Genomic DNA, 15,557 nt, shown 5'->3' with positions numbered 1-15,557 from the left:
ATAGGCTGATCGCGGGGGTCGGGCAGGATTTTCGGCGAGGAATCAGCGGGCGTCGACGGTGTCGATGTGTTTTCGGACCAGCCTCGGGTACCGGCCACGGTCGGGGCGGAAGATATCGTGCGGTGAATCGGCGAACTTGTGCAGCGTCGCAGTGGGGAACAGGTCCCGGTAGCGCGCCCATGTCGCGTCGTCGATCAGGGGGCTGTTCATGGCGCGTACCGCGAGCAGTGGCGGCTGCCAGACCGACAGTGGTTCCCAGAACGACTGAGGGCGCGCCGAGCGCACCACGGCGATTCCGGCGTCGCGGTCGACGCGCTGGTGCACCGGTGTCCCACGCCAGCGACCGCCGAGCAGACCGAGCATGATCTCCTCGGTGAGCACGATCTCCTCGGGCACGTAATCGCCGATCGACACCGAACGCACGCGTGCGGAATCGGCGAGCGCCCAGACCAGCGCGTACGGCGTCCCCCGCGAGAACGTCATCAAATGCACCGGACCGTCGGTGATGTCGTCGACCACCGCGCCGACGTCACGGCTCAGCGTCACGGAATCGTAACCGGTTGCCGGACAATCGCTTTGGCCGTGTCCACGTAGTTCGACCACCACGCAGCGCCGGCCTAGCAGGGGTAGCGATTCGGCGTAGTCCTCGGCGACGCAGGTGAATCCCGGGACGAAGACCACCGGCGCGCCACGATCGTCGCCCCCTGAGTCGAGGTAGCGGATCTTCACCTCGCCGTTGGCGGCGAACCGGTACTGCGCCATCAGACCTTGGGTGCGGCCGGCACCGCCGGCTGGGCGGCTTCGTTCTTCATCCGGTGGAACAGGTCTACGTAGTAGGGCATGCAGTGCTCCAACGCCTGCTCGGTGGTGAACAGCGGCCGGTAGCCCAAGTCGCGTTCGGCCTTGGCGATCGAGAAGTAGTTGTCGAGGTAAAGCCGTTCCACTGCAAGGGGTTCGAGCAACGGTTTGGGCATCCCGAACTTGAAGTGCAGGAACTGCCAGACGGTCATCACGAACCACACCAGCCGCCCGGGCACGCGCAAGGTCGGCCACGGCTGGCCGCAGGCCTCGACCACCGGGCGGGAGAACTCGAACATGTTGATCGGCTCGCCGTCGTTGATGAAGTACGCCTGGCCGGGTGCGGTCCCGCCCTCCACCAGGTGCTGCGCGGCGAGGATGAATCCGTGCACCAGGTTGTGCACGTAGGAGTTGTCGAGCTTGACGTTCTTATTGCCCACGAGCACCTTGACGTGGCCTGCGAGCACGCTCTCGAACACCTTGCGGAACATCGTCTGATCGCCGCGGCCCCAGATGCCGCTGGGCCGGATCGAGCACGTCAGCATGCCGGCGACGCCGTTCTGGGAGAGCACGAACTTCTCGGCGACGACCTTGGTCTCGGTGTAGAGATCGTTGAATCTCTCGGTGTAGGGCAGCGTTTCGTCTCCGCCCGCGATGCGCTGACCGCCCATCACCACGCTGTTCGACGCGGTGTAGACGAACCGCTTGGCACCGGCCTTCTGCGCGGCGTGCACAAGATTCTCCGTGCCGGTGACGTTCACCGCGAAACTGCGCTGCCGGTACTCCTCGGTGACCGACGCGCCGCCCATCAGGTCGATGATCGCCGCGGTGTGGATGACGGTGTCGATCCCGTCGACTGCGGCGGCGACGTCGCCGACGTCGGTGATGTCGCCGACGACCGCCTCCAGGCGCGGATGGGTGGCCAGCGGCGACGGCACCCGGTCGAACGAGCGCACGTCCAGTCCGCGATCCAGGAGCTCGGTGACCAGGTTGGCGCCCACGAACCCGGAGCCTCCGGTGACCAGGACGCGTCCGAGGTCGGTCTGCAGCGATACATCACCCATGCCCGGCAGACTAACTGAAACGTGTTCCAATTTCGAGATCCCGCGGCAGATTCACCGACCGGACCGCTATTGCTCCTCGTCGCCCGCGGCCAATGCCTTCTCCACCCGTGCCCGGGATCCAGCTAAGTGCTGTTCGCAGCGTTTGGCCAGCTGTTCGCCACGTTCCCAAAGCGTCAGCGATGCATCTAGGTCGAGTCCGCCGTGCTCCAAACGTTCCACGACCTCGATCAGTTCGTCGCGCGCTTCCTCGTACCCGAGCTCACTAATAGGCTTCATTCTCAGTCCTCACCGTGCTCGCTGCCCCCGCTGATCGCCGTGACGGCCCCGTCGGCCACCCGAATCCGCAGCCGCGTGCCGGCCGGCGCATCGGCCACCGAGTGCAGCACGTGCGGTGCCGCGCCCTCGGGCACGGCCTGCACCACGGCGTAGCCCCGCGCCAGCGTCGCGGCCGGCCCCAGTGTGCTCAGTCGCGCCGACAGATGCCCGAGGCGGTCGCTTTCGGCGGTCAGCAGGCGCTTGACGTCGCGGCGGGCGGCGGCCCGGGCGCGGTGGATCTCCTCGGCGCGCGCGTCGACCGCGGCCAGCGGGCGGGACAGCACCGGCCTGCTGCGCAGTTGGGCGACGATGTGGGCCTCCCGGTTGACCCAGTTGCGCAGCGCGCGGGCGCTGCGCCGCTGCAGATCGTCGATCAGCGCCTGCTCGGCGGCGGTGTCTGGGACGATCCGTTTCGCCGCGTCGGTCGGTGTGGCCGCGCGCAGGTCGGCGACCAGGTCGCACAGCGGGTTGTCCGGCTCGTGCCCGATCGCGCTGACCACCGGGGTGGTGCACCGGGCGATCTCCCGGCACAGGGTCTCGTCGGAGAACGGCAGCAGGTCCTCCACACTGCCGCCGCCGCGCGCCAGCACGATGACGTCGACGTCGGGGTCGGCGTCGAGGGCGCGCAGCGCGTCGACGATCTGGGGGACCGCATTGGCGCCCTGCACCACGGTGTTGCGGACCGCGAATCGCACCGCGGGCCACCGTCCGGACGCGACGGCCATGATGTCGTGCTCGGCGGCCGAGGCGCGGCCGGTGATCAGCCCGATCGTGCCCGGAAGGAACGGGATCGGGCGCTTGCGGCGCGGGTCGAACAGGCCCTCGGCGTCGAGCAGCCGCCGCAGCCGTTCGATGCGGGCCAGCAGCTCCCCGAGCCCGACCGCGCGGATCTCGCTGATCCGCAGGCTGAACGAACCGTTGCGGGTGTAGAACTGCGGCTTGCCGTGCATGAGCACCTGCGTGCCCTCCGACAGCGGCACCGGCGCGTTGACCACCAGGTCACGCGGACAGCTCACGCTCAGCGACATGTCGGCGGCCGGGTCACGCAGCACCATGAACGCCGTTGACTGCCGCACCTTCAGCTCGGTCAGCTGGCCTTCGATCCACACTGAGCCCAGCCGGTCGATGTACTTGGCGACACGGGTGGCGACCGCCCGCACCGGCCACGGGTTCTCGGGGGACTTGCCCTGCTCAGGTTCGGTCATTGTGACCTTGGGCGGCGCAGGCGGCACAGGCGAGACCGGCGGGGCAGACCGGCGGGGCCGCTCACTTGGCGGACGCGCGCGTAATCCTGTTGGCCAGCAACGTCTGGTACGGGGCGCGGGCCTTCGTGGCCTCCTCGTAGGCGAGCAGCGCCTCCAGGTCCGGGACGCGCAGCGACGTCAGCCGGGCACGCAGTTGGGCCAGGGTCAGCGACTCGTACTCGATCTCGGCGACGATCTCCGGGGCCTCAGGCCCGTCGGCAGGCGGCTGCTCGGCGGCGTCGTCGCCGGCCGAAGCCTTCGCGGCGGCGTCCGGGTCTCCGCTGAACAGCGCGAACCGGCCCTCGGTGAGGCGCTCGCCGTCGCGGACGGGCAGCTCGACGACGTCACCGTCGCCGTCCTCACCCGCCAGGTCCTCGTCGAAGGTCGCCCACTCCGGCTGCTCGTCCTTCGGCGGGAAGATCGTCTCCAGCGTCTCGTCGCCCTTGATCACCAGAACGGCGACGTCCTGCTGCACTTTCATGACCAGATGGGCGATCTGGCTGGCGATGGTCATCGGGTACATGAGGATGGTCTGGGGCAGTTTGCGGGTTTCCTCGATGGCGGTCACGGCCGCACCCACGAGCAGACGGACCCCATACGGCGCAGTTGACATGGTCCCCAGACTACGGCTGGGCGTTCACAGGGGCGGGTAAGTACCCTGGACTCATGCCGCCGACCGTGAACATGGGGATCCCTGGTGCCAGCCAGACCGCGCTGCGTTCCGGCGTCGGCGTCGCCGCAGGCAAACGTGTGCTGCTGGCCGAGCCGCGCGGATACTGCGCCGGGGTCGACCGGGCCGTCGAGACCGTCGAGCGCGCGCTGGAGAAGCACGGCGCTCCGGTGTACGTCCGCCACGAGATCGTGCACAACCGCTACGTCGTCGAGACCCTCGCCAAGGCGGGCGCCGTCTTCGTCGAGCAGACCGACGAGGTGCCCGAGGGCGCGATCGTCGTCTTCTCCGCTCACGGCGTGGCGCCGACCGTGCACGTCGAGGCTGCCGCCCGCAACCTGAGAACCATCGACGCCACCTGCCCGCTGGTGACCAAGGTGCACAACGAGGCCAAGCGCTTCGCCCGCGACGACTACGACATCCTGCTCGTCGGCCACGAGGGTCACGAGGAGGTCGTCGGCACCGCCGGAGAGGCCCCCGACCACGTCCAGGTCGTCGACAATCCCGACGCGGTCGACAAGGTCACCGTGCGCGACCCGAACAAGGTCATCTGGCTGTCCCAGACCACGCTGAGCGTCGACGAGACGATGGAGACGGTGCGCCGGCTGCGGGAAAAGTTCCCGACGCTGCAGGATCCGCCCAGCGACGACATCTGCTACGCCACCCAGAACCGTCAGGTCGCGGTCAAGGCGATGGCTCCGGAGTGCGAGCTGGTCATCGTCGTCGGCTCGAAGAACTCGTCGAACTCGGTCCGACTGGTGGAGGTGGCGCTGGGCGCGGGTTCGGACGCGGCCCATCTGGTCGACTACGCCGAGGACATCGATCCGGCGTGGCTCGACGGCGTGACCACCGTCGGCGTCACGTCCGGTGCGTCGGTGCCCGAGGTCCTCGTGCGCGGAGTGCTGGACCGGTTGGCCGAATACGGCTACGGAACCGTGCAACCCGTCACGACCGCCAACGAGACTCTCGTGTTCGCGCTGCCTCGGGAGATCCGCCCGGCCCGCTCGTAGCAGGTACGTTCCCTGACCGCGCCGAAATCGCATTCCACGCGCCCGAAACCGCCGGCAGGCCGCATGGAATGCGATTTCGTCAGATGTCGTACTCCCAGCGGTCGGCGTCGACGTCGCGCGGGCTGCGCCGGCGAGGCCGGTACTCGGGCTGATCGTCGATATCGTCCGGGTGAGCACCTCCGCGGTAGCGCACGCGCGAGACCGGATGATGGGTGCCCGGACCGGCCGGGGTGTACGGGTCGAGCGGCTCGTAGTCGTCGAAGCGGCTGCGGCGCTGGGGCCGGTCCCGTTGGGGCCGCTGCGGCCTTCCATACCGGTCGTCGCGGTCGTCGCGCTCGTAGGACGACCGGCGTTCGCGGGGAGGGAGGGGGTCGCGGCGGGACCGGGGTTCCCGGGGTTCCCGCGGTTCCCTCGTGGAGGACGGGCGGGGACGGCGACGCGGCTCCGACGCCGAGGGATCCTCGGGCCGCGGCCTCCGGCGGCGCGGCCGGTCGGCCACGGGCTCGATGATCTCCGTCTCCGGCGCCCGCGAGTGGCGAGGTCGCGCAGCGGATTTCCTGGCCGGCCGGGCGGCGCGGCCCGTGCGGTCTGCGGCGGTCCTCGGCGCGGTGCGGCGCCGGCCCGACGGCTGTCGCTTCTTGGTTCGTGCAGCACCGGCGCCGGCCGTCACACCGCCGAGCAACGCGGTGAGCTTCGCGGCCAGCGCGCCCGGTTTCGGGGCGCTGCCGCTGCCGCTGCGCTCCGGCTTCTCGGCCGGGACGTTCTTGGCGAAGTACCACCGGGCCAGCCCGATCATCAGTACGGCGGCCGAGGTGAAGAACATCAGCGGGAACCGCTGGATCAGCGGGTAGCCGCAGTTGATCAGGACGTCCTTGACGCCGTGGATGTCGCTGCTGTTCATCAGGAAGTAGGCGGCGGGCACCGTGACGAACAACACCAGCGGCGGCTGGATCACCGCGGTGAAAACGCCGGACTGCTGCACGGCGAGCACCGCGATCAGGCATCCGAGGACGTACAGCGTGGCGAAGACGGCGGTCAGTGTGCCGTTGCCGGATCCGGCGTCGAACGCGAACCCGATCAGGGATGCGATCACGGCCGTCAGAATGGCTCCCCACCACGGAATCCCCACGATATCGGGATGCGCAGAGCGGTGATCGGAGGCCACCGCCGGCCGCGCGCGCTGATCTGACACACGTCGACCGTACCGGCTCGGGCAATCGCACGCCGCCAGCGATCGGTGGCGTGGCGGTCACACGGCCTAGACTGTGGTCCCCGTGGGCCTCAATCTGGGAATCGTCGGACTGCCGAACGTGGGTAAGTCGACTCTGTTCAACGCGCTGACACGCAACGACGTGCTGGCCGCCAACTACCCGTTCGCGACGATCGAACCCAACGAGGGCGTGGTGGCGCTTCCTGATCCGCGGTTGGCCGAGCTGGCGAAGATGTTCGGCTCGGAGAAGATCGTGCCGGCCCCGGTCACGTTCGTCGACATCGCCGGGATCGTGAAGGGTGCGTCCGAGGGCGCCGGGTTGGGCAACAAGTTCCTGGCCAATATTCGCGAAAGTGACGCGATCTGCCAGGTGGTGCGGGTGTTCGCCGACGACGACGTCGTGCATGTCGACGGCCGGGTGGATCCGAAGTCCGACATCGAGGTCATCGAGACCGAGCTGATCCTGGCCGACATGCAGACGCTGGAGCGGGCGCTGCCGCGGCTGGAGAAGGAAGCCCGCACCCACAAGGACCGCCGGCCCGTCTACGAGGCGGCCGTGGCGGCCGGCGAGGTGCTCGACACCGGCAAGACGCTATTCTCCGCGGGTGTCGACATGTCATTGCTGCGCGAGCTGAACCTGTTGACCTCCAAGCCTTTCCTGTATGTGTTCAACGCCGACGAGTCGGTGCTCACCGACGAGAAGCGGGTCGCCGAGCTACGCGAGCTGGTGGCGCCCGCTGACGCGGTGTTCCTCGATGCCAAGATCGAAGCCGAGCTGCAGGAACTCGACGAGGAGTCGGCGGCCGAGCTGCTGGAGTCGATCGGACAGACCGAGCGCGGGCTGGATGCGTTGGCGCGGGCCGGTTTTCACACGCTCAAGTTGCAGACCTATCTGACCGCCGGGCCGAAAGAGGCGCGGGCGTGGACGATCCATCAGGGTGACACCGCACCCAGGGCGGCCGGGGTGATCCACTCGGATTTCGAGAAGGGCTTCATCAAGGCCGAGGTCGTCTCGTTCGACGACCTGATGGAAGCCGGCTCGATGGCGGCGGCCAAGGCCGCGGGCAAGGTCCGGATGGAGGGCAAGGATTACGTGATGGCCGACGGGGACGTGGTGGAGTTCCGCTTCAACGTGTAGCTGCCGGCTCGTCGAAGTACTGCACCAGCGTTTCCCAGAACCTCGCGCTCGGCAGACGTAGCCTTGCCGCGTGAGCTTCGCCGTCTCGCCCGAGGCATACGGTCGTTTCATGGGCCGCTATGCCGAGCCTCTTGCGGCGGTCTTCACGGCATTTGCCGGCGTCGGCGCGGGGGATGAGGTGCTCGACGTGGGCTGCGGGCCGGGCGCACTGTCGGCGCAGTTGTTGTCGGTCGGGGCGCGAGTCGCAGCGGTCGACCCCTCCCCGCGGTTCCTCGACGCATTACGGACACGCTTCCCCGACCTGGACGTGCGTCGCGGCACGGCGGAGGAACTACCTTACGACACTGCGTCTTTCGACGCCGCGTTGGCGCAGCTGGTGGTGCACTTCATGGCGGATCCCATGGCCGGCATCAGGCAGATGGCCCGCGTCGTCAGGCGTGGCGGCGTCGTCGCCGCATGTGTATGGGACGGGTCGACCGGCGCGCTGGCGCCGTTCTGGGATGCGGTTCATGTGACGGACCCGCAGGCGCAGGATGAAGCGCTCCTGGCCGGGGCGCGCATGGGGCACCTGACTGGACTGTTCGAGGCTGCCGGCTTGCGCGGCGTGGAAGAACGTCCCCTCGCCGTCGAGGTTGTCCATCCGAGTTTTGAGCAGTGGTGGGAGCCGTACACCCTCGGTGTCGGTCCGGCGGGCGATTATGTGCAGCAACTCGACGACGAGGGTCGCGCACATCTTGAGTCAGTGGCTCGCGAACGTCTCGGTGCTGGGCCGTTCACCGTCACCGCAACTGCGTGGGCCACCCGCGCAACGGTGTGACTGCCCGGGTGCAGCTTGCTGCGGACTCGGCAGATAGGTCCGTGAGTTCGTGTGGTGGACAACGGATCAGCGAGAACCACGTCAGTGATCCGCCCAGTAACGCTGCCTGACGGCGGCTTGGGTCGTCGCGCACAGTCTAGGAGCGGCGGGTCAGCGGTCGTATCCTGAGCGGGTCCGTCCAGAAGAGAAGGCGGGATCGTGGAGCCTGACACATCGCAGAACAGCGACGAACGCGAATCGGCACTCATCCGGCGCGAGGAAGACCTGGCCCGGCGGGAGCCGATCGCCGATCAGCGCGATCGCCTGGCCGACGAGCGTGATCTGATCGCCGACGAGCGCGAACGCCTCGCCGACGAACGCGAGCTGAAAGCCGACGAGCGCGAGGGCACAGCCGCGGCCAGGGAACGTGAGCGGCTGGAGCGTGCAGCCCAGGGTGACGGACGCCGCAGAGCCGCTATGCGGCGCGACGAGGCGGAGATCCAGCGGGAGAGCGCTGCCACCCGGCGTCGGCGGGACAGCACCTGACCGGTCAGCGGGCGGTCAAGCGGAAGATCGGAATCTGCCGTCCGGAATCGGCGGTCTTCTCCCGATAGTCGGCGTAACCGGCATACACCTGCTCGGCCAGCCCGTAGAGCCGGCGGTGCTCCTCGGTGTCGGTGACCTGGTGTGCGGTGAACGGCTCCTGGCCGAATTCGCATTCCGGATGCGCCTTCAGGTTGTGATACCACTGCGGATGTCTGCTGCCGCCGAAGTTCGACGCGACCAGAATGACGTCGGAGCCGTCGTGAAAGTAGGTGAGCTGAACCTCGCGCGGCTTACCCGATTTCGCGCCCACGGTGCGCAACGGCGCGTTCACGATCGGTCCCATGTTCACCCGTCCACCAGTGAGGCGGAACAGCAGGGGATCGGTGCGGCGGGCGATATGGCGGGCCATGAACTGCCCGACCTTGGACCGTCCGAACCGGACACCCTGGTGGTAGCCACGCCCACGGCGGCGGTGCGGATCGACGTAGCGCAGCGGCATGCACGCAACCTACCCGGCAACGCCGGCTTCCACCGGTACTGCTCACCTGCCGGGCAGCCACGACGGCCGCCGGCTCGGTAACCGCCGCCGCGTCGAGCGCTCCAGGCGGCTGACTGCGAGCAACGCGACCAGCCCGAGCGCCTGCCGGGCCAGCGCCACCCGGCTGGTGCGCTGCCGCCACGTCGGAGTCCGCCGAGCGGCGCGCAGACCGAGCCGGTACCCGACGCACAACGTCGCTAACAACGATGCCGCCACCAACGAGGCCGCCACCGCCAGCAAGGTCATGGGTGAGAGCCTGCCCGGGTGGTGTCGCAGCGAGATCACGGCGGCGCGTCCATTCGGCACACCGGTCGGCGCGGCGGGTCGCCCGCAACCCGGCAAACCCGGGCGGACTCGGGCTAACGTAATGTACCGCTACATCCGGGGGCATAGAGGACGGTTTTCGAGGTGCAGGGATGACAGAGGTTGTGGGCGGTGCCGACGACGGAGAGTCGGTCGACGAGCACCGCGAGGTTCGGTATCTGCATCCGAGGACCACGACACCGAGAATCCACGGGTACAACGAGCTGCTGTCCCGTCTCGTCGGATTCCGGCTGCAGTCGGTCCAGTTCTTCTCCCGCTACGTTCAATTGAGCTTCGACTCCGCGGAGGCGGCCGACACCCCGGTGCTGACCTGCGAGGTGTTACCGATGGTGGAGACGCCGGACGGCTCGGTCACCGACCGCCTGCCCGGCTACGCCGACGCGCTGCGATCGCTGATCGGTGCCCCGGTTGTCGAGACCGTCGAGGCGTCCCGTGAAGGGCTCCGCATCCGGTTCGCCGAGGTGACGCTGACGCTGCGGCCCACGGTCGCCGAGCTGCGCGGCCCGGTGATCGCGATGTTGTCCGATTTCCTCGACGGGAGCTCGGAGAGCTGGCGGCCCGGCGGCAACGCGTTCGAATATCTCGGTTAGCTGACAGTCAGCCCTCGTCGGTCCGGTACTCCAGGATCGCGTCGCGGCTCTGCAGGGACTCGCCGGAGATCACCACCAGCTCGGTAGGGGACAGGCGGTAGGTGGTGACACCGTTGCGTGCCTCGAAGCCGACGGCCAGTGGCCGCACGTCGGCGAGCCGCAGTTCGGCACCGTCACGCAGCCGGACGCCCTGGTACTCGTAGGACCCGTCGACGTCCCGGCAGATGACCACGGCGGCGCGCTCGGTGCGCGCGATCGCCGCGGCGCGCTCCCCGGCTTCGCAGCGGGCCGCTGAGTCGACGAACCCGCGTGAATCGATCGCCGGAGCCGGAGTCTGGGATGGGGTCGGCCCGGCGGCGCCCGCCGACGGGCGCGGCGTGGCCTCTGCGGGGCTCGGCGTCGCCGACCCGGGACCGGGAGCCGCAGGTGTCCGCTGAGCGGTCGTATCCGGTTGTGCCGGGATGGCGTGCACTCGAAGCGGCGCGTCGCTGTTGGCGGTCAGCATGACGAACACGACCGCGAGCGTGGCGATCGATGCGACGACGATCGCGATGGCGGAGCTGCGTGCGCTGAACAGCCCCCTTCGGGGCGCGTCCTGTTCGGAGGCGGGGTGGTCGGTTGACGTCGGCATGCCGTGCTCCCTCGTCGCGTGCCGATAGTGCCGGGCCTCAGCAAATCACCGCCAGGTCGGCAGATGCGTGATATCGCTCGGCGTTTCGCCGGCCAGTGCACAGAGTCCGCGTCAGACGAGGACGGTGATCTCGTCGCCGAGCCGGTACCCGTCGGCCAACGGCAAGGTATCACCACTCCAGAACGACCCGGGATCGAACCAGTTCGAGTGCTTCTCGGTGTGCAGCAGGCCCATCTCCTCGTAGGTGATGGCAACCGTCTCGGCGCAGTAGGCGGTTTCCAGCCCGACAGTGGACTGCTCGGCCTTACGGCGCATCGCCGATTCACAAACCTTCTTGTGCACGAACGGGATACCGCGGGTGAAATCGCTCACCACCGGTAACCGGCCACGCATCCAGCGGCCCGTCAACCTGGCCGTCGACGGGAACGGTGTGCCGTCCATCCGCGCGATCACCCGCAGCATGCGGTCCTCCTGCTCCCGGGAGGCGTGCGGGGTGAGCTGACGCAACCAGCAGCGCTGCTGGTAGGAATGCGTCCAGCGTTCGACCGCCTGTCGCAGATCGTTGAGCTGGACGCCGCGGTGGTGAGTGCCGGTCCACAGGTCGAGCAGCTTGTCACCGAGTTCGGCGTGCCAGATCAGCGGAGGCAGATCGTCGATCGCGACGGTCATCCCGACGTGGTTCACCGGGCTGTTGGTCATCGACTGGATGGCCCGGTCAGGACCCGAGCGTCCCCGGAACAACCAGATGTCGCCGGTGCGGGTTTCATCGAGCGCGCGCTCCAGCGACACCGTGCTTGGATTCACCCCCGCAGCTTATGCAGACTGATGGTCATGCGCGGGATCTGGAAGTGGGTGGGACTGGCCGGTGTCGCCGGCGTCGTGGCGGGTGGCGTTCTGGTCGCGCGTGATCAGCGGCGCCGCAACGCCTACACCCCCGACGACATCCGCGCCCGGCTCCATCAGCGGCTCGCCGAAGCCGAACGCACCGAGTAGAGCGAGTGGGATCCGGAGAATCCCTTCAGCTGCGCATCCCGTTGCCCGTCGACGACGATGTCGTCGCAGTCGGTCACCGCGTCGCGCACCGCGCTGCTGACCAGGACTTCGCCGCCTTCGGCCTGAGCCGCCACCCGCGCCGCCATCGCCACGTTGCGGCCGAACAGGTCGTCACCGCGGCGCACCGACTTCCCCGTGTGAATGCCGATCCGGACGCGGATATCGTTGGGCCGCTTGGTCAGTGACTGCTGGATGGCAAGACCGCACCGGACGGCCTGCTCCGGTCGGGCGAATGCGACCATGAACCCGTCGCCTTGACTCTTCACGACGTAACCGTCGTGTGCGTCGACGTGGCGGCGCACCGACTTGTCGTGCTTACCCAGCAACCGCACGAACGCGCGGTCGCCGATGCGCTCGTTGAGCGCGGTCGACTCCTCGATATCGGAGAACATCACTGCGACCCGGCCGTTGGGGGCCAGTCGCGCCAAGTCGGGACGTTCGACCTCGGCCCAGTCGGCGAGTTCCTCGATGGAGGAGCGCACCGCCGCGCCGAGACCGTCGCGACGCAGGATGTTGGCGGTCTGCCACACCGTCTTGACGGCCTTGGTGCCGCCGGTGACCAGCATCTGCCGGGCGTCCAGACGCTTGCGCAACTCCTCGGCTTCCTCGCGCGCGGCGTTGAGGCGCCGGGTCTGCACCAGCAGGGCCACCGCCAGCCCGGCGGCCAGCGCCGCGGCCAGGCACAGCGCGATCAGCGTTCCGGTCACGGCTCCAGTATTGGATGCTGGGGGCGTGACCATCGCCGAGGCCCCCTATTACGAGAGCCGGTTCGTGCGCGCGAACGATCCCGAGAGGGCCCGCGCGCTGTGGCTGCGTCACACCCTGCTGCTGCCCACCGAGGGGGAACCGGCCGCCGATGTGTGGGTCATGGTCTTCGACCCGGCCGGTCACCGGGCGGTCAAGCAGCAGTTCCCGCTGGAGGAGGCGGTGTTCACCGACGAGTGGACGACGCGGATCGCCTCGGCCTCGCTGGACCAGACCGTTGCCTGCGGTGGGCTGGCTGACGCGCGCTGGGATCTGAGGATCACCGCGAGCGGTCGGCAACCGGTACGGGTGCTGTCCGATCGTGCTTACCGGGCGCGGTTTCCGACGGCCAAGACGATGGTCCGTGATCCGCTGGCACGCTTCGACGGGCACGTCGACGTCGCGGGACGCCACGTCGAGGTGGACGGTTGGCGGGGAAGCGTCAACCACAACTGGGGGACCCGGCACACGCCCGCTTACGCGTACGGGCAGGTGTGCGGGTTCGACAACGCCCCGGAGTCGACGCTGGAGATCGTCACCGCGCGGGCGGCGCTGGGTCCCGTCCTGCTGCCGGGCGTGACATTGTTCGTGTTCCGTCATGACGGTCAGCAGTTCGCGGTGCGGTCGATCGCCGGGAGTATGCAGAGCCACGGGCGCTACACGCCGTTCACGTGGACCTTCGGTGCCAGGGTCGGTGAGCAGATGATCGAGGGCGAGATCACCACAGTGCCCACCGATGTCATCGGCCTGACCTACACCGACACCCATGGCGGCGTGAAGTACTGCTACAACTCGGCGATCGCGAGCTGTCGAATGCAGGTGGCGGGTAAGGCTTTCGAGCGCGCCGAGCTGGTCAGCGAGCGCGCGATGTTCGAAATCCTCACCGATGACCGGCTCGACTCGGTGCCGCTGCTGGCCTAGCTCCAGGCGGAGGTCACCGTCGCCATGTCGAAATAATCGCGCCAGGACGCGATCCGGCCGTCGACGATCTCGAACACCCCGGCCACCGGCAGCGGCAGTTCCCGGCCGTCCTTGAACCGCATCACGTCGGTGCGTTCATTGAACACCAGCCCGCCCGAACAGACCTGTCGGTGCACCTGGAAATCGATGCCGTCCACCATGCCGGTGAACTCGGCGATGAAAACCTTGATGGCATCGCGTCCGACCGCTGGTTCCATCGGGATATTGTGGTAGACACCGTCTTCGGTGAAGTAGGCGGCCAATTCCTCGGGATCGGGGTCGGCCCACTTGGCGCAGAACTCGGTCACCAGGTCGTTGGGGGTGCGTGTCATCGTTTGATGAAACCCAGCGACGGCGCATAAAGCAACCCCTCTCATGCGGCGGCGTTACGGGCCTTGGTCGTCTTCGGGGAGTAGGTAGCGTTCGGGGTGGTGGTAGCCGTTGATGCGGTGTTGGCCGGCCTCGAGTTCGGGCGGTGGGTGCCATTCGGTCTGGTTCTTGGCGTTTTTGGTGGTGGTCCAGCCGGTGTTCTCGATCATGCGGTTGTGCGGTCCGCAGGCGAAGGTCAGATCGTCGATGTTGGTCTGTCCGTCGTCTTTCCAGCCGGTGACGGCATGGTGGACCTGGGCCCAGGAGCCGGGCACGGTGCAGCCGGGCCGGGTGCAGCCGCGGTCGCGGGCATGCAGGACCAGCCGCTGGGCGGCGTTGGCGAACCGTTGGGCCCGACCCAGGTACAGGCTTTGACCGGTGTGCTCGTCGAAGACATACAGATAGTGATGGGCCTGGGCGGCCATGCGGATCAGGTCGGGCATCGGTAGCAGTGATCCGCCGCCGGTGACCGCCACCCCGGCCCCCTTTTCGAGGTCTTGCAGAGTGGTCGAGACGATCACCGTCACCGGGAGGCCGTTATGGCTGCCCAGCCGGCCGGATTCGAGCAGCCTGCGTCCGACGGCCAGGAACGCATCATGGTTGCGCTGAGCCTGGGTGCGGGTATCGCGCCCACCATCATCGCGGTCGGGCTCAGCGTGCCGATCAGCACCCGGCGCCGCATCCTCGTTGGGCGCCTGCTCGGCCTCGTCGCCGGCCGGGTTCTCGGGGTCACCGCCGGGCGGCGGGCTGTCACCTGCCGCGGGGTCGTCGGGGAGATTGGCGCCTGGGGCGGCTTCTTTGGCGAAGATCGCCTGCCAGATCGCCAGCGCTTCGGGGCTGAGCACCCCGCAGATCTTGGCCGTGCCGTCGGGACGCTGCTTGCTGATCGTGATGCCACACTTTTCGGCCAGCTCCTTGTCGGAGGGTTCGACGCCGTCCTGGTCGATCATCGTCAACAGCACCCGCGCGGCTTCGGTCAGGTTCTCCGGATCCAATCCCGCCCCGGCCCACGCCAGGTGCCGGTCGGCCTCGGCGCGGGTGCCGACATCGACCCAGGACGGCAGCTTACGGTGGAAATTCGCGATCACCGCGACATGCTCCTCATCCAGCAAGCCCCGAGCCTGGGCTGCGGCGGTGGCCTCCCACAGCGGCGGCAACGGCTGTCCGGTCATGGCCCGGCGCGGCCCCAACGTCTTGGCGCGGGCGAGCCGGCGCGCGGCTTCAGCACCGCTGACCCGCAGGGTCGTGGTCAGCATCTCTTTCCAGCTCGCCGCGCCCACCCGGGACGGTTCGGTCTCCTCTGTCAGCCGCGCCAGCACCTTGTGCTCCAGCGCCGGGACCGACCGCAGCACCCTGGTCAACTCGGTCAGCAGGCCGATCAGCTCGCGGTGGGAGAGCTCCTCGGCGGCCTTGGACAGCACGGCGACCTGCTCGACGATCGCCTCCACCGCCTCGGACACCAACTCCATGTATCGAACATTAATTCGAGGGTCCGACAACAAACCCGCCCGCGCACAACGCAAGTGACACACGAAACCACAGTGACCAAAGAAAATT

Annotated in this window: 20 protein-coding genes; 7 read left to right on the top strand and 13 right to left on the bottom strand. The window is 68.3% G+C overall.

Translation table 11 applies throughout. The features are described 5' to 3' along the window. Window positions 1-42: 42 nt before the first annotated feature. The 5 genes from KXD97_RS31340 to KXD97_RS31320 form a co-directional block, all read right to left on the bottom strand. Window positions 43-762: an alpha/beta fold hydrolase gene (locus KXD97_RS31340; RefSeq protein WP_260754864.1), complete on the bottom strand. Its 720-nt coding sequence runs from the start codon at window positions 760-762 to the stop codon at window positions 43-45. Continuing rightward, a complete protein-coding gene (locus tag KXD97_RS31335; protein ID WP_260754863.1) occupies window positions 762-1,862 on the bottom strand; it encodes an NAD-dependent epimerase/dehydratase family protein in 1,101 nt (366 codons plus the stop codon). Before KXD97_RS31335 ends, KXD97_RS31340 begins: the two co-directional genes overlap by 1 nt. A 66-nt stretch (window positions 1,863-1,928) precedes the next feature. Continuing rightward, the gene (locus tag KXD97_RS31330; protein ID WP_260754862.1) at window positions 1,929-2,138 is read right to left on the bottom strand and encodes an exodeoxyribonuclease VII small subunit; all 210 of its coding nucleotides are present in this window, start codon (window positions 2,136-2,138) and stop codon (window positions 1,929-1,931) included. Window positions 2,139-2,140: 2 nt separating this feature from the next. After that, on the bottom strand, window positions 2,141-3,382 hold the full coding sequence (gene xseA / locus KXD97_RS31325) for an exodeoxyribonuclease VII large subunit (protein ID WP_260754861.1): 1,242 nt from the start codon (window positions 3,380-3,382) through the stop codon (window positions 2,141-2,143). 61 nt (window positions 3,383-3,443) lie between these two features. Next, a complete protein-coding gene (locus KXD97_RS31320; RefSeq protein WP_260754860.1) occupies window positions 3,444-4,034 on the bottom strand; it encodes a lipid droplet-associated protein in 591 nt (196 codons plus the stop codon). Between the two features lie 53 nt (window positions 4,035-4,087). Between KXD97_RS31320 and KXD97_RS31315 the strand changes: the two genes are divergently transcribed. Further along, window positions 4,088-5,101 carry a 4-hydroxy-3-methylbut-2-enyl diphosphate reductase gene (locus tag KXD97_RS31315; RefSeq protein WP_260754859.1) on the top strand — a complete coding sequence of 338 codons (1,014 nt, stop codon included), beginning with the start codon at window positions 4,088-4,090 and terminating at the stop codon, window positions 5,099-5,101. Between the two features lie 79 nt (window positions 5,102-5,180). Here KXD97_RS31315 and KXD97_RS31310 read toward each other — a convergent pair whose 3' ends face one another. Then, the gene (locus tag KXD97_RS31310) at window positions 5,181-6,293 is read right to left on the bottom strand and encodes a folate/biopterin family MFS transporter (protein WP_260754858.1); all 1,113 of its coding nucleotides are present in this window, start codon (window positions 6,291-6,293) and stop codon (window positions 5,181-5,183) included. A gap of 82 nt (window positions 6,294-6,375) precedes the next feature. Here KXD97_RS31310 and ychF point away from each other — a divergent pair, with 82 nt between their 5' ends. From ychF to KXD97_RS31295, 3 genes are all read left to right on the top strand, one after another. Beyond that, the gene (gene ychF / locus KXD97_RS31305; protein ID WP_260754857.1) at window positions 6,376-7,449 is read left to right on the top strand and encodes a redox-regulated ATPase YchF; all 1,074 of its coding nucleotides are present in this window, start codon (window positions 6,376-6,378) and stop codon (window positions 7,447-7,449) included. A gap of 70 nt (window positions 7,450-7,519) precedes the next feature. After that, a complete protein-coding gene (locus tag KXD97_RS31300) occupies window positions 7,520-8,266 on the top strand; it encodes a class I SAM-dependent methyltransferase (RefSeq protein ID WP_260754856.1) in 747 nt (248 codons plus the stop codon). A 198-nt stretch (window positions 8,267-8,464) separates the two neighbouring features. Then, window positions 8,465-8,791: a hypothetical protein gene (locus KXD97_RS31295; RefSeq protein WP_260754855.1), complete on the top strand. Its 327-nt coding sequence runs from the start codon at window positions 8,465-8,467 to the stop codon at window positions 8,789-8,791. A gap of 4 nt (window positions 8,792-8,795) precedes the next feature. Here KXD97_RS31295 and KXD97_RS31290 read toward each other — a convergent pair whose 3' ends face one another. Both KXD97_RS31290 and KXD97_RS31285 read right to left on the bottom strand, forming a co-directional pair. After that, a complete protein-coding gene (locus KXD97_RS31290) occupies window positions 8,796-9,290 on the bottom strand; it encodes a nitroreductase family deazaflavin-dependent oxidoreductase (protein ID WP_260754854.1) in 495 nt (164 codons plus the stop codon). A 42-nt stretch (window positions 9,291-9,332) separates the two neighbouring features. Then, on the bottom strand, window positions 9,333-9,575 hold the full coding sequence (locus KXD97_RS31285) for a hypothetical protein (protein WP_260754853.1): 243 nt from the start codon (window positions 9,573-9,575) through the stop codon (window positions 9,333-9,335). Window positions 9,576-9,745: 170 nt separating this feature from the next. Between KXD97_RS31285 and KXD97_RS31280 the strand changes: the two genes are divergently transcribed. Beyond that, on the top strand, window positions 9,746-10,243 hold the full coding sequence (locus KXD97_RS31280; protein WP_260754852.1) for a hypothetical protein: 498 nt from the start codon (window positions 9,746-9,748) through the stop codon (window positions 10,241-10,243). A gap of 7 nt (window positions 10,244-10,250) precedes the next feature. Here the strand turns inward: KXD97_RS31280 and KXD97_RS31275 are convergent, their stop codons facing one another. Both KXD97_RS31275 and KXD97_RS31270 read right to left on the bottom strand, forming a co-directional pair. Continuing rightward, a complete protein-coding gene (locus tag KXD97_RS31275) occupies window positions 10,251-10,874 on the bottom strand; it encodes a hypothetical protein (RefSeq protein ID WP_260754851.1) in 624 nt (207 codons plus the stop codon). A gap of 111 nt (window positions 10,875-10,985) precedes the next feature. Continuing rightward, window positions 10,986-11,663, bottom strand: coding sequence for a guanylate cyclase (locus tag KXD97_RS31270; protein WP_260758248.1), 678 nt, complete (start codon window positions 11,661-11,663; stop codon window positions 10,986-10,988). A 42-nt stretch (window positions 11,664-11,705) separates the two neighbouring features. On the opposite strand from KXD97_RS31270, the gene KXD97_RS31265 reads away from it, so the two are divergent. Further along, window positions 11,706-11,867, top strand: a complete 162-nt coding sequence (locus KXD97_RS31265; RefSeq protein WP_086008448.1) for a hypothetical protein — start codon at window positions 11,706-11,708, stop codon at window positions 11,865-11,867. Here the strand turns inward: KXD97_RS31265 and KXD97_RS31260 are convergent. Further along, window positions 11,834-12,634 (bottom strand): adenylate/guanylate cyclase domain-containing protein, encoded by an 801-nt coding sequence (locus tag KXD97_RS31260; protein ID WP_396884628.1) that lies wholly within the window; start codon window positions 12,632-12,634, stop codon window positions 11,834-11,836. The two genes, KXD97_RS31265 and KXD97_RS31260, sit on opposite strands and share 34 nt — an antisense overlap. A 25-nt stretch (window positions 12,635-12,659) precedes the next feature. Here KXD97_RS31260 and KXD97_RS31255 point away from each other — a divergent pair, with 25 nt between their 5' ends. After that, window positions 12,660-13,592 carry a hypothetical protein gene (locus KXD97_RS31255; protein ID WP_260754849.1) on the top strand — a complete coding sequence of 311 codons (933 nt, stop codon included), beginning with the start codon at window positions 12,660-12,662 and terminating at the stop codon, window positions 13,590-13,592. Here KXD97_RS31255 and KXD97_RS31250 read toward each other — a convergent pair. Beyond that, window positions 13,589-13,963 carry a limonene-1,2-epoxide hydrolase family protein gene (locus KXD97_RS31250; RefSeq protein WP_260754848.1) on the bottom strand — a complete coding sequence of 125 codons (375 nt, stop codon included), beginning with the start codon at window positions 13,961-13,963 and terminating at the stop codon, window positions 13,589-13,591. The two genes, KXD97_RS31255 and KXD97_RS31250, sit on opposite strands and share 4 nt — an antisense overlap. Before the next feature lie 54 nt (window positions 13,964-14,017). Further along, window positions 14,018-15,469, bottom strand: coding sequence for a DUF222 domain-containing protein (locus KXD97_RS31245; protein ID WP_260754847.1), 1,452 nt, complete (start codon window positions 15,467-15,469; stop codon window positions 14,018-14,020). Window positions 15,470-15,557: the final 88 nt, after the last annotated feature.

The sequence above is a fragment of the Mycobacterium sp. SMC-8 genome (genome assembly GCF_025263565.1).
Classification (GTDB): Bacteria; Actinomycetota; Actinomycetes; order Mycobacteriales; family Mycobacteriaceae; genus Mycobacterium.
The sequence above is the reverse complement of the archived record's forward strand: the minus strand, read 5'-3'. Positions and strand labels throughout refer to the sequence as shown.